The organism is Armatimonadota bacterium (assembly GCA_025059775.1).
Lineage (GTDB): Bacteria > Sysuimicrobiota > Sysuimicrobiia > Sysuimicrobiales > Sysuimicrobiaceae > Sysuimicrobium.
The window spans coordinates 12,544-26,373 of record JANXCW010000008.1 but is presented as its reverse complement, the minus strand read 5'-3'; the positions used below and the strand labels follow the sequence as shown (position 1 = coordinate 26,373).

The 13,830-nt window shown below is 69.5% G+C and carries 20 protein-coding genes; 17 read left to right on the top strand and 3 right to left on the bottom strand.

Annotation, left to right across the window (positions count from 1 at the left end):
- Positions 1-3: 3 nt before the first annotated feature.
- Positions 4-513 (top strand): tetratricopeptide repeat protein, encoded by a 510-nt coding sequence (locus N0A24_07275; protein ID MCS7173182.1) that lies wholly within the window; start codon positions 4-6, stop codon positions 511-513.
- Here the strand turns inward: N0A24_07275 and N0A24_07270 are convergent.
- Positions 510-1,625 (bottom strand): site-2 protease family protein, encoded by a 1,116-nt coding sequence (locus N0A24_07270; GenBank protein ID MCS7173181.1) that lies wholly within the window; start codon positions 1,623-1,625, stop codon positions 510-512. The genes N0A24_07275 and N0A24_07270 overlap by 4 nt on opposite strands.
- 114 nt (positions 1,626-1,739) lie before the next feature.
- Between N0A24_07270 and trxA the strand changes: the two genes are divergently transcribed.
- Positions 1,740-2,078, top strand: coding sequence for a thioredoxin (gene trxA, locus N0A24_07265; GenBank protein ID MCS7173180.1), 339 nt, complete (start codon positions 1,740-1,742; stop codon positions 2,076-2,078).
- A gap of 4 nt (positions 2,079-2,082) precedes the next feature.
- On the opposite strand, the gene N0A24_07260 is transcribed toward trxA, so the two are convergent.
- Together N0A24_07260 and trxB are read right to left on the bottom strand one after the other, a co-directional pair.
- Positions 2,083-2,391 (bottom strand): DUF4282 domain-containing protein, encoded by a 309-nt coding sequence (locus N0A24_07260; GenBank protein MCS7173179.1) that lies wholly within the window; start codon positions 2,389-2,391, stop codon positions 2,083-2,085.
- A gap of 28 nt (positions 2,392-2,419) precedes the next feature.
- On the bottom strand, positions 2,420-3,343 hold the full coding sequence (gene trxB / locus N0A24_07255; GenBank protein MCS7173178.1) for a thioredoxin-disulfide reductase: 924 nt from the start codon (positions 3,341-3,343) through the stop codon (positions 2,420-2,422).
- 105 nt (positions 3,344-3,448) lie between these two features.
- Here trxB and N0A24_07250 point away from each other — a divergent pair, with 105 nt between their 5' ends.
- The 15 genes from N0A24_07250 to N0A24_07180 all read left to right on the top strand — a co-directional run bounded on the left by N0A24_07250 (position 3,449) and on the right by N0A24_07180 (position 13,798).
- A complete protein-coding gene (locus N0A24_07250; protein ID MCS7173177.1) occupies positions 3,449-4,240 on the top strand; it encodes a J domain-containing protein in 792 nt (263 codons plus the stop codon).
- Between the two features lie 59 nt (positions 4,241-4,299).
- A complete protein-coding gene (locus N0A24_07245) occupies positions 4,300-5,004 on the top strand; it encodes a hypothetical protein (protein MCS7173176.1) in 705 nt (234 codons plus the stop codon).
- Positions 5,005-5,018: 14 nt separating this feature from the next.
- Complete coding sequence (gene flgG, locus N0A24_07240) at positions 5,019-5,807, top strand: flagellar basal-body rod protein FlgG (protein ID MCS7173175.1); 789 nt, start codon at positions 5,019-5,021, stop codon at positions 5,805-5,807.
- Positions 5,808-5,810: 3 nt separating this feature from the next.
- Entirely contained in the window at positions 5,811-6,311 is a 501-nt protein-coding gene (locus tag N0A24_07235; GenBank protein ID MCS7173174.1) for a flagella basal body P-ring formation protein FlgA, read from the top strand.
- Positions 6,274-6,891, top strand: a complete 618-nt coding sequence (locus tag N0A24_07230) for a flagellar basal body L-ring protein FlgH (GenBank protein ID MCS7173173.1) — start codon at positions 6,274-6,276, stop codon at positions 6,889-6,891. The genes N0A24_07235 and N0A24_07230 overlap by 38 nt, the downstream gene beginning before the upstream one ends.
- A 19-nt stretch (positions 6,892-6,910) precedes the next feature.
- A complete protein-coding gene (locus N0A24_07225) occupies positions 6,911-8,011 on the top strand; it encodes a flagellar basal body P-ring protein FlgI (protein MCS7173172.1) in 1,101 nt (366 codons plus the stop codon).
- On the top strand, positions 8,011-8,286 hold the full coding sequence (locus tag N0A24_07220; GenBank protein MCS7173171.1) for a hypothetical protein: 276 nt from the start codon (positions 8,011-8,013) through the stop codon (positions 8,284-8,286). Before N0A24_07225 ends, N0A24_07220 begins: the two co-directional genes overlap by 1 nt.
- Positions 8,274-8,684, top strand: coding sequence for a hypothetical protein (locus N0A24_07215; GenBank protein ID MCS7173170.1), 411 nt, complete (start codon positions 8,274-8,276; stop codon positions 8,682-8,684). The genes N0A24_07220 and N0A24_07215 overlap by 13 nt, the downstream gene beginning before the upstream one ends.
- A 63-nt stretch (positions 8,685-8,747) precedes the next feature.
- On the top strand, positions 8,748-9,008 hold the full coding sequence (locus tag N0A24_07210) for a hypothetical protein (protein ID MCS7173169.1): 261 nt from the start codon (positions 8,748-8,750) through the stop codon (positions 9,006-9,008).
- On the top strand, positions 8,992-9,450 hold the full coding sequence (locus tag N0A24_07205; GenBank protein MCS7173168.1) for a flagellar protein FlgN: 459 nt from the start codon (positions 8,992-8,994) through the stop codon (positions 9,448-9,450). Before N0A24_07210 ends, N0A24_07205 begins: the two co-directional genes overlap by 17 nt.
- Positions 9,451-9,459: 9 nt before the next feature.
- Positions 9,460-10,866 (top strand): flagellar hook-associated protein FlgK, encoded by a 1,407-nt coding sequence (gene flgK / locus N0A24_07200; GenBank protein ID MCS7173167.1) that lies wholly within the window; start codon positions 9,460-9,462, stop codon positions 10,864-10,866.
- Positions 10,866-11,732: a flagellar hook-associated protein FlgL gene (gene flgL, locus N0A24_07195; protein MCS7173166.1), complete on the top strand. Its 867-nt coding sequence runs from the start codon at positions 10,866-10,868 to the stop codon at positions 11,730-11,732. Before flgK ends, flgL begins: the two co-directional genes overlap by 1 nt.
- Positions 11,733-11,735: 3 nt before the next feature.
- Positions 11,736-12,158: a flagellar assembly protein FliW gene (gene fliW / locus N0A24_07190; protein MCS7173165.1), complete on the top strand. Its 423-nt coding sequence runs from the start codon at positions 11,736-11,738 to the stop codon at positions 12,156-12,158.
- An 8-nt stretch (positions 12,159-12,166) separates the two neighbouring features.
- Positions 12,167-12,400, top strand: coding sequence for a carbon storage regulator CsrA (csrA, locus tag N0A24_07185; GenBank protein ID MCS7173164.1), 234 nt, complete (start codon positions 12,167-12,169; stop codon positions 12,398-12,400).
- 180 nt (positions 12,401-12,580) lie between these two features.
- Positions 12,581-13,798, top strand: a complete 1,218-nt coding sequence (locus N0A24_07180) for a flagellin (protein MCS7173163.1) — start codon at positions 12,581-12,583, stop codon at positions 13,796-13,798.
- Positions 13,799-13,830: the final 32 nt, after the last annotated feature.

Sequence of the window (13,830 nt, the reverse complement as noted above, 5' to 3'; positions counted from 1 at the left end):
CGTATGGGCGTGGAGAGCGGATTCGAGGAGCTCCTGGCCCGGGGGGAGCGTCTCCTGGAGGCTGGAGAGCTCCAGGAGGCGGAGGCGCTCCTGCGGGAGGCGGTGGCGTGCGAACCCCGCTCCGCCCGGGCTCACAGCAAGCTGGGGGCGGCGCTCGCACGACAGGGACGCTACCAGGAGGCGGCGGCGGTCCTGCATCGGGCCATCGAGCTGGATCCCCGCTACGCACCCGCCTACACCAACCTGGGGGCCGTCTACCACGAGCAGGGACGCCTGGAGGAGGCCCTGCAGGCCTACCGGAAGGCCCTAGAGGTGGACCCCGAGTACTGGATCGCCCACCAGAACCTCGCGGCCCTCTACCGGCAGCTGGGGGACTACGGGGCCTTCGTGCGGCACATGAAGCAAGCGACCCACCTCATGGCCCGTGCTCAGGCCTCTGAGGGCCGCACGGGCTGCCTCCCCCTGTTGCTCCTGGCCGCGCTGGCCGCCCTGGGTCGAAGGGCCGTGGGCTAGTCCACGCCCAGCTCCGCGCGCACCCGGATGAGGTGCATGAGATCGCTGCGGGTCACGAGGCCCACCAAGTCCCCCTCTTCGTCCACCACCAGCAGCCGCCCGACCCCGTCCTGCAGCATGCGGGCCAGGGCCTCGTAGGCGCTGAGCTCCGGCCGCACCGCCTTCGCCTGCGCGATGGGCGTCATGGCCTCCCGCACCCGGACCTCCCGCCACCGTTCCCGGGGCACCCGCCGGAGGTCGTGCAGGGTGAAAATACCCACGAGCCGTTCCCCGTACACCACCGGATATCCGCCGTGCTTGTAGGGGAGGAAGTAGTCGTGTACCGCCTCCTCCAAGGTAAGTTCCGCGGGGAGCACCCGCACCTCCCGGGTCATGATGTCCGCCACCCGGATCCCACCCAGGATTCGCCGCAGAACCGCCTGCTGGTAGCTGGCAGAGGCCGCCTGCTCCAGAAACCACCCGATGAGGATGAGCCACAGTCCGTTGAGCACGCGGCCCGTAAACACGCCCACCACCCCGAGGAGGATGAAGGCGCCCGCGGTAACCTGCCCCAGCAAGGTGACGATCCTCGTGGCCCGCTCGTATCCATAGAAGGCCCACAGAACCGCCCGCAGCACCCGCCCCCCGTCCAGGGGGAAAGCGGGGAGCATGTTGAAGGCCGCGAGCAGGAGATTGGCCCACGCGAGGTACCCCATAAGGGCGGTGGCGGGCGCAGGTTCCCCCCGGGGGGTGAGGACCCAGAAGACGCCCGCGAGACCGAGGGAGGTGGCGGGACCCGCGATAGCCACCCAGAACTCGTGTCCGGGTCGCTCCGGCTCCCTGGCAATGTGGGCCACCCCGCCGAAGAGGAAGAGGGTGATGCTGCGGGTAGGAATCTGGTAAAGCCGGGCCACGAGGGCGTGCCCCAATTCGTGCACCAGCACGGAGCTGAAGAGCAGCACCGCGCCCACCGCTCCCATGGTCCAGTACGTCTCGGACGGGAGCCCTGGGATCTGCTCCGGGAAAACGCCACGGGCCAGGGAGAACGCGAGGGCCCAGAGGGCCACGAACCAGGTGTAGTGCACCTGGACGGTGATCCCCAGGATCTTCCCGATTCGGAAGGATCCGCCCACCCGGGCCTCCGGCCCTATGGTACGATAGAAAGCCGGCGCGGGTCCGCCGGAGGGGAATTCTGGGGGAGGACCCCGCGTTTGGTTGCGTAGAACCACGCACAGGAGGGTACGCGCATGGCCGCAAAGCCGGTGGAGGTCACTGAGGCGACCTTCGAGCAGGAAGTGCTGCAGTCGGAGATCCCCGTGGTCGTAGACTTCTGGGCGGTGTGGTGCGGACCGTGCCGCATGATCGCGCCCATCGTGGAGGAACTCGCGGCGGAGTACGAGGGCCGTATCAAGTTCGCGAAGGTGGATGTGGACCGTAACCCGAACCTGGCCATCCAGTACAACGTGATGTCCATCCCCACCCTGGGCATCTTCCGAGGCGGGGAGATGGTCGGCCGCCTCATCGGCTACATGCCCAAAGCGGAGCTCCGCCGGCGCATCGAGGCCGCGGTGGGAGCCACGGTGTAGGCGCCTACTGGCCCGCGCGGCTGCGGGAGACCAGCTCCTGGACGTTCTCGTGGATCCGGAAGATCACCACGAGCACCTCCAGGAGCACCCGGGTGTAGGTCACCGCCACCAGGAATCCGAGGAGGGCCAGCACGAGGCTCACCAGTCCCGCTCCCCCGCCCCGGCTCAGGCCCGCCAGGAGGAAGAACAGGCTCCAGACGCCCGTGAGGATCACGGTGAGGATGTAGAGGACCCGGACGAGCCGGGTGGTGACCAAGGAGGTAAACGAGAAATCGAAGAGGGCCTCGAAGAATCCCCTGGGTTCCGCCTGCATGCCGCGCCTCCTCGGCTGAGTTTTGTCCTCACCCCGCCTGCGCGCCCAGCCAGCGTTCCGCCTCGATAGCCGCCTGGCACCCGTAGCCCGCGGCCGTCACCGCCTGCCGGTAGGTCCGGTCGTGCACGTCCCCTGCGGCGAATACCCCTTCCACGCTGGTCATCATGCCCCGCTTGAGCACGATGTAGCCCGCCTCGTCGAGCTCCAGCTGGCCTCGGAACAGATCCGTGTTGGGGATGTGGCCGATGGCCACGAAGATCCCTTCCGCCTCCACCACCCGGGTCTCCCCCGTCTGCACGTGGCGCAGCTGGGCACCGGTCACACGACCCCCGCTCCCCAGGATCTCCTCCACCACGTGGTTCCAGATGAAGGAGATCTTCGGGTTGCGGAAGGCCCGGTCCTGCAGGATCTTGCTGGCTCGGAGCTCCCCCCGGCGGTGCACCACGGTGACGGAGCTGGCCAGGTTCGCCAGGTACAGGGCCTCCTCCATGGCCGTGTCCCCACCGCCCACCACCAGCACGGGCTTGCCGCGGAAGAAGTAGCCGTCGCAGGTGGCGCAGGTGGAGACCCCATAGCCCAGGTATTCCTGCTCGGAGGGAAGGCCCAGCATCCGGGGCCGGGCACCCGTGGCTACGATCACCGCCCGCGCCTCGTACGTCTCTCCGTTCCCCACGGTGATGCGGAAGGGCCGTCGGGAGAAGTCCACGGCCACCGCGTCGTCCGAGACGAACTCCGCGCCCACCCGCTCCGCCTGCTGGCGCATCCGCTGCATGAGCTCCGGCCCCAGGATGGGGTCCGCGAAGCCCGGGAAGTTCTCCACCTCCGTGGTGAGCATGAGCTGCCCGCCGGGGGCACTCCCTTCGATCACCAGAGGCTGCAGGTTCGCCCGGGCCGTGTAGATGGCCGCGGTGAGCCCTGCGGGCCCGCTCCCCAGGATGATCACGTTCCGCATGGAGTTCCTCCTGGACGGGTTTGGTCACCTGCCGGAACGTCGGGTTGGAGCCGGCGATTCCCACTGGCAGGAATTTTGCTTTCTCCGACGGATTCCTGGCAAGGGATGGCGGGGGAGTTCCGGAAGGACGTGGACTACTACGAGGTGCTGCAGGTGCACCCGCGGGCCCACCCGCTGGTCATCCAGAAGGTGTACCACGTGCTCATGCGGGATCTCCGGCACCACCCGGACCTGGGCGGGGACGTGCGGATGGCCCAGCTCATCAACGAGGCCTACCGGGTGCTCTCCGACCCTGTACAGCGGGCGGCTTACGACCGGTTTCGGGCGGAGGCCGGAATCCGCACGGAGCTGCCGGGGAAGGGGCAGACGGTCACCGCTCCTCTGGAGACTCCCGCGGTCCACGCGGCTTTACTCGCGGAGCTCACGGACGCCCTCCGGGCCCTCAGCGCCTGGCCCCCGCGGAAAACCCCTCCCCCCTTCTGCCGGGCCCAGGTGGGGGTGTTGGAGGTGGGCCCCCTCGTCCAGGGCTACCGGTTCCGCTTCACGGGTCCCATCCGCACCGAGGAACGGGCCTGGGAGGGACTGGAGCTGCGCAGCTACGCCCAGCCGGAGCGTGGGCTGTGGCTTCTGCTGGTCTGCGCGGAGGGCACGGTGGGAGGCGGAATGCTCTCCGGCCCTCGGCCGGCCCTCTGGGAGGAGAGCCTGCTTGGCACCTTCCTCAACGAGGTCGCGGGAGGATCCGTGGACCCCAAGGAGGTATTCCGACTCCTCCAGGCGGTGGAGTACCTGGATCAGGGAGACCACCGCCGCCGTACCCGGGCCTTCGGACTGTGGCTGGTGGCGGTCACCCGGACCCCGGATCGCACCTCCCTGGCCCTTGTGCCCTACCCCTTCTAGCCGTTGCGGCACCGAAGTTGCAAGCCCCGGGATCGGAGTCCTCGGCCCGGGAGGTGTGTATGCTGCACGTGTTGCGGTCCGCGGCCTCCGCCATGACCGCGGGGCAGGTGCGGGTAGACCTCATCGCCCACAACCTCAGCAACGCGCAGAGCTCCGGGTTCCACCGGCTGGTGGTGGCGGTGCGGACCGGGCAGGAGGCGGCCCTCCACCGCCGGGACACGGGTACCGCGCTCGGCTCCCTCCCCGGAGGACCGGAGGCGCTCCAGGCGACGGTGGATCCCAGGCCCGGGGTCCTGGTGCCCACGGGGGATCCCCGGGATCTCGCGGTGGAGGGAGGATTCCTGGTGCTCGAGGGGAGTCGGCTGGCGAGCAGCGGCCGGCTCGGGGTGGACGCGGAGGGCTACCTTACCCTCCGGGGGATCCGGGTAGAAGGGCGGGAAGGCCCCATCCGGGTGGCCGGCACGGCCTTTACGGTGCAGCCCGACGGGACCGTGGTGGTGGAGGATCGGGTGGTGGGCCGGTTGCGGGTGGTGCGGGCTGCCTCCCTCTCCGTGGTGGGTCCCGCGCTGTACCAGGCACCTCCCGGCACCCTGCAGGATGCCCCCGCGCGCGTACGCACGGGCTTTCATGAGCAGCCGTCCGTGGATCCCGTGGGGGAACTGGTGCAGCTGCTGGCGGGCCTGCGGGCGTACGAGGCCGCCGCGAAGTGCGCGCAGGTGGCGGACGAGACCATGGGCCGCCTTGCGGAAGTCCTGCGCATCTAGGGAGGTGATGCCGGATGATCCGGGCGCTGTGGACCGCAGCTACGGGGATGATGGCCAAGCAGGCGGAGATCGACGTGATCGCCCACAACCTCGCGAACGTGAACACCACGGGGTTCAAGAAGGCGCGGGCGGAGTTCCAGGACCTCATGTCCCTGGGCTTCCGGGCCGCGGGAGCCCCCGCGGACAACGCCGCGGTGGTCCCCACCGCGGCCCAGGTGGGGCTGGGGACCCGGGTCTCCGCGGTGCAGCGGCTGTTCGGTCAGGGCGACTTTCAGTACACGGGGAACCCCCTGGACCTGGCCATCGAGGGCGACGGGTTCTTCCAGGTGCGCCTGCCGGACGGCACCCTGGCCTATACCCGGGACGGCACGTTCAAGCTGGACGCGGAGGGGAGGCTCGTCACCAGCGACGGCCTGTTGCTGGAGCCCAACCTCACCATCCCGCCCGGGGCTTCCAAGATCACCATCAGCGCCAACGGCATCGTCTCCGCGGTGCTGCCCGGAGAGTCCGCGCCCACGGAGGTGGGCCGGATCGAGCTGGCCCGGTTCAGCAACCCCGCGGGGCTGGAAGCGATCGGCCGCAACCTCTTCACTCCCACCCCTGCCTCCGGCGAGCCCGTCACGGGGCAGCCGGGCTCGGAGGGCATGGGCACTCTGGCCCAGGGGTTCCTGGAATCCAGCAACGTGCAGGTGGTGGAAGAGATGGTGCGGATGATCGCAGCCCAGCGGGCGTATGAGGCCATCAGCAAGGTGGTGAGCACCGCGGACGAGATGATGGCCCAGGCTAACAACATGCGGAGGTAGTCCGTGAAACCCCTCCTGCTGGTTGGCCTGCTCCTCGCCCTCTCGGCGTCTCAGACCGCGGTCACCGTGCGGCTCCACGGAAACGCCTTCGTGGACGACCCGGAGGTGACCCTGGGGGAGATCGCCTCCCTCGGGGGACCGGAGCGCATGGTGCAGGCCCTGGAGCGGGTCGTGGTACGGACCGGTCTGCGGCCGGGGCAGACCCTGCGCCTTTCTGCGCGGGAGGTCCTGGATGCCCTGGTGCAGGCGGGGTTCGATGCGGATCGCCTTCGTCTGACCGGGGCGCGGGAGGTGCTGGTGCGGCGCACGGACCGCTCCGCCGCGGTGCGTCGGGGAAGTGCGGTGCGGGTGGTGGCCGCGGTGGGGGCGATCCGGGTGAGTGCCCCTGGCGTGGCCCTGGAGAGCGGGGATCCCGGGCAGGTGATCCGGGTCCGGGTGATCCCCACCCGGAGGGAGGTGGCAGCCCGTGTGGTGCGGCCGGAGCTGGTGGCGGTGGTGTTCTGAGGTCTTTGTCCTCCTGACGCTCTGGGCGGTGCCCGCGGCGGCCGGCTCCCTGTGGCCCCAGAACGGGTCCTCCCTGTTCACGGACCAGCGGGCCGGAGCCGTGGGGGATCTCGTGACCGTGGTGGTGACCGAGGGCATCTCCGCCCAGACCCAGAGCCGCACCAGTTCCGCCCGGTCTATCACCCTGGATCTGGGCGGTGGGAGCGGAGCCTTGAGCCTCTTTCCCGCGGCGGGATTTGAATCCGGGCAGGACGCCAGCACCAGCCGGGCGGTGGGGAGCAACGTGGGCGTGCAGGCCCGCATCACCCTGCGGGTGGTGGAGGTGCTGCCGCGGGGAGTGCTGCGGCTGGCGGGCGAGCGGGAGCTGCTGCTGCGGGAGGAGCCGTACCGGCTGCGGATCACGGGGTTCGTACGGCGGACGGACATCCAGGGCGACAACACCGTCAGCTCGGACCGCCTCTCGGACGTCCGCATCGTGCTGGAAGGGCCGCGGCGCCCCTTCACGGGCAACAACCCGCTCCAGTGGATCCTCGACGGGTTCGGGGCGCTCCTGCGGTTCCTGTTCAGCTGGCTGGAGTAGGAGGGGAACCGTGCGGCGCATGGGGGTTTTGTTGTGCGTACTCCTGGCGATAGCCCTGGGCGCTCCGGGCGCGGGGCAGGAGCCGGAGGTGCGCATCAAGGACATCGCCCGGCTGAGCGGGGTGCGCTCCAACCAGCTCTTCGGCTACGGGCTTGTGGTGGGGCTCGCGGGCACCGGGGACGGCAGTGGAGCGTTCTTCACCGTGCAGTCCGTGGCCAACATGCTGAACCGGCTCGGCATCGTAGTCCCTCCTTCCCGGCTGCGGGTGCGAAACGTGGCCGCGGTCATGGCCACCGCGGAGCTCCCGCCCTTCGCCCGGGAGGGCGACCGGCTGGACGTCACCCTCTCCTCCCTCGGAGATGCCCGCAGCCTGGTGGGCGGGGTGCTGCTGCAGACGCCTCTGCAGGCCGCGGACGGGAACGTGTACGCGGTGGCCCAGGGGCCCGTGGCCGTGGGCGGTGCAGGCGAGAGTGCGGGCGGGAGCAAAGCCCAGATCAACCACCTCACCGTAGGGCGGGTGCCGGGAGGAGCCGTGGTGGAGCGCGCGGTCGTCAGCACCGTGGCCGAGAACCACGTGGTGAGCGTGGTGCTCCTGCAGCCGGACTTCTCCACCGCGGTGCGGGTGGCGGAGGCCATCAACCGAGGACTCGGACGGAACCTCGCTACCGCGGTGGATGCGGCCCGGGTAGACGTGAGCGTGCCGGTGGACTACCCCGGCGGGCTCGCAGCCTTCGTGGCCCGGGTGGAGTCCTTCCGGGTGCGGCCGGATGTGAGCGCCCGGGTAGTCGTCAACGAGCGCACGGGCACCGTGGTGATCGGGGGCGCGGTGCGGCTGTTACCCGTGGTGATCGCCCACGGCAACCTGCGCATCGAGGTCCAGGCCGAGCCCCAGGTATCCCAGCCGCCGCCCCTCTCCCGGGGCGAGACCCGGGTGGCCCCGCGAACCCGGGTCTCGGTGACTCCGGAGTCCGGAGCCCTGGTCCCCATCCCAGGCACCAACTCCGTCCAGGATCTGGCGAGGGCTCTCAACGCCCTCGGGGTAAGCCCGCGGGACCTCATCGCCATCCTGCAGGCCCTCAAGGCCGCGGGGGCGTTGCAGGGGGAGCTGGTGATCCAGTGATGCGGGTCGAGGCGGCGCGCGCGGGAAGGGAACCCGCGGAGCTCCTGCGGCTCCGGCGGGTTACGCAGGAGTTCGAGGCGGTGTTCCTCACCCAGGTGCTGCGGACCATGCGCCGGGCCGCGGAAAGCCTCGGTTCACATGTATCCTTCGCGGGCCGGAGCCTTGCGCAGGAGCTGCTGGATGAGTCCTTCGCCCTGGCGGTGGCCCGCTCGGGCGGGCTGGGCCTTGCCCGGGCCCTGGAAGAGGCCTTGCGGAGGCGGGGATGCCCGTGGTGAGCTGCCCCCGCTGCGGCCGGCTATCGGCCTTTCTGCTGCGGGGGCAGTGCCCGGCGTGCGTCGAGGAGGAGCACGCGCAGCTGCGGCGGCTGCGGACTTACCTCAACACGCACGGCCCGCTTCCTGTGGAGGAGATCGCGGAGCAGACCGGCATTCCCCTCGACCGGGTCCTCCGCTGGCTTCGGGAGGGGAGACTCATGGTGGCGGGGGTGGAGGTGCGGTGCCGGCGGTGCGGCCGGCGGATCTCCCTGGGGCTTCTGTGCCCGGGTTGCCGAGCGGAGTTCCTCGTAGCCCTCCGCGGGCTGCGTCAAGCCCTCGAGCGACTGCCCCAGACCGCGCCGCCCCGGCGGCGGAGGATCCGGAGGGAGGAGGCCCCGGAGCGGTTCGACCTGTGGTGAGCTCAAGGAGGGCGCGAGGGTGCCGATAACAGAGGTAGCGGAGATGCGTGCGCGGAGGGGAACGTGGAGATCCATCCGGTAGGTCCGCCGGGAATCCCGCCCGGAGGACGGCCGAAGGGTACGGGACCACGGGAGGCTGCCCGGGAGCCCCATGACCGGCTAGACCTGGGCGGTGATCCAGGCCGGACCGTGGACGGCCGCCGGCTGCGCCTGGAGGCCCTGCGGGAAGCGATCCTCCAGGGCCACTACCACCTCCCCCTGGACGCCATCGCCCGGGCCATCCTCCGCGCCGCTCAAGAGGGCCACCATGAACGACCCCTTTGAGACCGTGGTGGGGTTGCTGGACGAGGAGATCGAGGCCCACCGGAGGTTGCTGGATCTCGCGCGGGCGGAGCAGCGGGCCCTGGTGCGGGGGGACGCGGAAGCGGTGGGCAGGCTGGTGGCGGAGCAGGAGCGGGTGGTGGCCGAGATCCGGGCCCTGGAGCGGGCCCGGGTACAGCTCTTGGAGCTCGTGGCGGATCGGGAGGGGCGGTCCGTGCGGGAGCTCACCCTCGCGGAGCTTGCCCGTCTCAGCCGGCCGGAGGTGGCCCGGCGGTTCGAGCACCAGCGGACGGTGCTGGCCCAGCTCGTGCGGGAGCTCGCGGACGTGAACAAGGCCAACGCGCTCCTCATCTCCTCCCATCTGCAGTACGTACGGACCGTGGTCTCCCTGCTCACGGGCGCGCACGACGGTCCCACGAGCCTGCGGGTGGACCAGAGGGTCTAGGAGGGATCTGTGTCGTCCTTCGCTGCCCTGGAGGTGCTGCGTCGGGCCCTCTTCGCCCAGCAGCGGGCGATGGACGTCACCGGCCACAACATCGCCAACGTCAACACCCCGGGCTACACGCGGCAGGAGGCCGTGCTGGCCTCGGTCCCGCCGCCCGGTGGCCTCTCTCGATTCGGGACCACGTTGCTTGTGGGAAGTGGGGTACAGGTGGCGGCCCTGCGGCAGGCCCGGGACCTCTTCCTGGACCGGCAGCTGCGCGAGAGCCGGCAGAGCTCCGCGGAGTGGAGGGCTCGGGCGGACTTCTGGACACAGGTCGAAGCGGTGTTCCCAGAGCCGTCGGACACCGGGCTGGGGGAGCTATTAGCCCGGTTCTGGAACGCCTGGCAGGAGGTGAGCCTGAACCCCGAGTCCCTGGCAGCCCGGACATCCCTGGTGCAGCAGGCCCAAGTCCTCACGGACGCCCTCCACCAGTCCGCGCAGCGCCTCCAGGAGATGCGTCAGCACCTGGACGCCGTGGCCACGGGCTATGTTCAGCGCATCAACCAGCTCGGTCGGGAGCTCGCAGACCTCAACACCCAGATCAGCCGCCTGGAGCTTACCGGCGGGCGGGCCCTGGACCTGCGGGACCACCGGGAGCGGCTGCTGGCGGAGCTGGAGGAGCTCGCGGACGTCACCTACACGGAGACGGAGACGGGGGAGTTGCTGGTGTACCTGCAGGGACGGGAGCTGGTGGGGCCGGGAGGACGGACCACGGAGATCCGGATCACAGAACCCCTTCCCGGCGGGGTGCACGGGTTTGGGTGGCCGGACGGCCAAGACCTCGTGGTCCGCCGCGGGGCACTTGCCGCGGTGCTGCAGGCGCGGGACGAGAGCACAACAGAGCTCCGGGACCGGCTGGATACGCTGGCCCGAAACCTCTTCGAGCGGGTGAACTCCCTGCACCGGGGTGGCTACAACCTCGATGGGGAAACTGGCCGGCCCTTCTTCCACGACCCGGCCGAGGACGTCCCGCCGGGCCCGCCCGTGGATGCCAGCACCCTCCGGGTACACAGTGACATCCTCACGGATCCCCGTAAGATCGCGGCCGCGGGCAGCTGGGCCGGAGGCGGGGAGCCCGGAAACGGAGAAGTGGCCCTTCAGATCGCGCAGCTGCGGGGCAGCGAGGAGATGGACGGGCTTTACCGGATGCTGGTGACGGAGGTGGGCGTGGGGGCCCAAGAGGCGGGCCGCCAGGTGGCCTACCGGGATCTCCTCACAGACCAGCTGCAGCTGCGGCGGGAGGCCACCAGCGGTGTGTCCCTGGACGAGGAGATGACCCAGATGCTTCGCTACCAGCATGCGTACGAGGCCGCAGCCCGCATGGTGCGAACCGTGGACGAGATGATCCGGACCCTTCTCGGGATGGTGGGCGGCTGATGCGGATCACCCTCAACAGCCTCACCCTGAACTTCCTGCGCAACCTCAACGCGAATCTGGAACGGCTCCTGAAGCTCCAGGAGCAGCTCGCCACGGGCAAGCGCATGCACCGCCCCTCCGACGATCCTCCCAACCTCCCGCCCGTGCTGGTCATGCGGGATGCTCTCAACGCGGTGCAGCAGTACGGCCGCAACCTGGAGGACACCAAGACCCTGCTGGACGCGGGCCAGCGGGCCTTGCAGGATGGGGTCCAGATCCTCCACCGGCTGCGGGAGCTGGCCGTCCAGGGCGCAAACGGCACCCTCTCCCCCTCCGATATGGTGGCCCTGGCCAGGGAAGTGCAGGAGCTGCGGGGGGAGCTCGTGAGCCTGGGCAACACCCAGGTGGCCGGCAGGTACCTCTTCGGGGGCACCCGCACCACCGCCCCTCCCTTTGACCTGAATGGGAACTACCTGGGGAACGGCAACCGGATCCGCCGCGAGGTGGACCGAGGGATCGTCCTTGAGGCCACCATCCCAGGAGACCTCGCCTTCTCCCAGGCCTTTTCTGCGGCTCAGACCCTGCAGGGTGCCCTGGAAGCCGGAGACCCCGATGCAGTACGGGCCACCCTCTCGGATCTCGATGCGGCCCTGGATCAAATGCTGGCCGCCCTCGCGGAGCTGGGCGCCCGGGCGAACCGGGTGGAGGTGGTGCAGTCGCGCATGGCGGAGCTGGAGTTAGGGGTGCGGGAACTTCTGAGCGCGCGGGAGGACGTGGACATCGCGGAGGTGGTGGTGCAACTGCAGACGGAGGAGAACGTGTACCGGGCCGCGCTGGCCACGGGCGCGCGCCTGATCCAGCCCTCCCTCGTGGACTTCCTGAGGTAGACCGTGGAGGTCCGGACCCGCCACTGGGGCGTGCAGGAGGTTGCGGAGGATCGGGTGATCCATTTCCCCGAGGGAATCCCGGGATTTGCGCACTGCCGTCGGTTCGTGCTCCTGGGGGAGGAGGGGAGCGCGTTCCTGTGGCTGCAGGCGGTGGATGACCCGGAGGTGGCGTTGCCCGTGGCCGACCCTTTCGGTCTTTTCCCGGGCTACGAGGTGCCTCTGGAGGAGGAGGACATGGAAGTCCTGGCGGTTTCGGATCCCCGGGAGGTGGCGGTCCTGGTGGTGGTCACCGTGCGCAGGGACCCCCTCCGGGCCACCGCGAACCTGGCGGCACCCATCCTGCTCAACACCACCTCCCGGATCGGCCGCCAGAAGATCCTGACGCACACTCCGTACTCGGTTCGCCAGCCCATCTGTCTTGGCTGAGGCGCTCCGTGCTCGTGCTCACCCGGAAGCTCAACGAAGCCATCCGCATCGGCCAGGAGGTGGAGGTCCGGGTGCTGGGGATCGAGGGCGGCCAGGTGCGGCTGGGAATCACCGCCCCCCGTTGGATCCCCGTACACCGCGAGGAGGTGTACCGGGAAATCCAGCGGGAGAATCAGGAGGCTACGCAGGCCGGGCCCGAGGAGCTCCGCACGGTCCTGCGGCCTACGGCGTCCGCCCCTTAAGGTTTTCGTCCGCCCGCCGATATCCGTAGGTGGAAATGTCTTCGGAGGAAAGGCGGGTGAGAGCGGGGGACAAGCGGCGATAAAAACCCGAAAGGCGGCGCCGGCCCGCCTCCAATGAGCCGGCAACTCCACACCCGGGCACGGAGGCCCGGAAAACCAAGTTCAAGGAGGAACGAGGTCATGGGACTCAGGATCAACCAGAACATCGCCGCGCTCAACGCCCACCGGAACTTGGTGGCCACGGACAACGCGTTGAGCAAGTCGCTGGAGAGGCTCAGCAGCGGCTTCCGGATCAACCGCTCCGCGGACGACGCCGCGGGGTTGGCTCTTTCGGAAAAGCTGCGGGCGCAGGTCCGGGGTGTCGCACAGGCCATCCGCAACGCGCAGGACGGTGTGTCGATGATCCAGACGGCCGAGGGCGCACTCAACGAGGTGCACTCGATGCTCCAGCGCATGCGGGAGCTGGCCGTCCAGGCGGCAAACGACACCCTGACCACCGAGGACCGTGCGGCCATCCTCGGGGAGCTGCAGGCGCTCCAGACGGAGATCGACTCGATCGTCGACCGTACGACCTTCAACGGCAAGCAACTGCTGAACGGAAGCCTCGTGACGACGGTCGATGCGGGCAGCGACTTGGAGGTTGGCTCTACCGTCACGGACGGCACCGACTCTGGCCACATCATCGCTCTGGACGTGAGCGGAGCCCGTCCCGGCGAAACCTACACGTTCAGCTATGACTCGTCCACGGGACGACTGACGCTGACCCGGTCGAGTGACAACGCGCAACAGTACGTTACTCTCTCTGGTGGCTTAAGCGCTGGGCAGAGGCTGGAGCTGAACTTCTCCGCGCTCGGGGTCAAGCTGACGGTCACGACGACCGGAGGCTTCACGGACGCCGGCGCCATCGGGAACTCGTTTGACACCCGGTCGATCACGACCGCTTCTGGTACAGGCTCGGCCAACATGCAGATCGGACCCAATTCGACGCATTCCTTCAGCGTGAGTTTCAGCGACGTGCGCATCGTTGGCGGCACGGCCAACCAGATGACAGGGTTGGGTTTGGCGATTGGTGCGCTCCAGTCAGCCATTGGTACGAACGACAATTCGGCGCAAGTTAACGCAGCCAAGGACCTCATCGACGCCGTGGACGATGCGATCAGCTACGTGAACGGTGTCCGGTCCGGGCTGGGTGCGGTGCAGAACCGGCTGGAGCACGCGATCGCCAACCTGGGCGTGCAGCACGAGAACCTGACGGCATCTGAGTCCCGCATCCGGGACGTGGACATGGCGCAGGAGATGGTGCGGTTCACCCGCAACCAGATCCTGCTCCAGGCGGGCACCGCCATGCTGGCGCAGGCCAACGCCGCGCCGCAGGTGGTGCTGCAGCTGCTGCGGTAAGCGGAGGGCTTCGGGGGCGGGGCCGGGTAGGC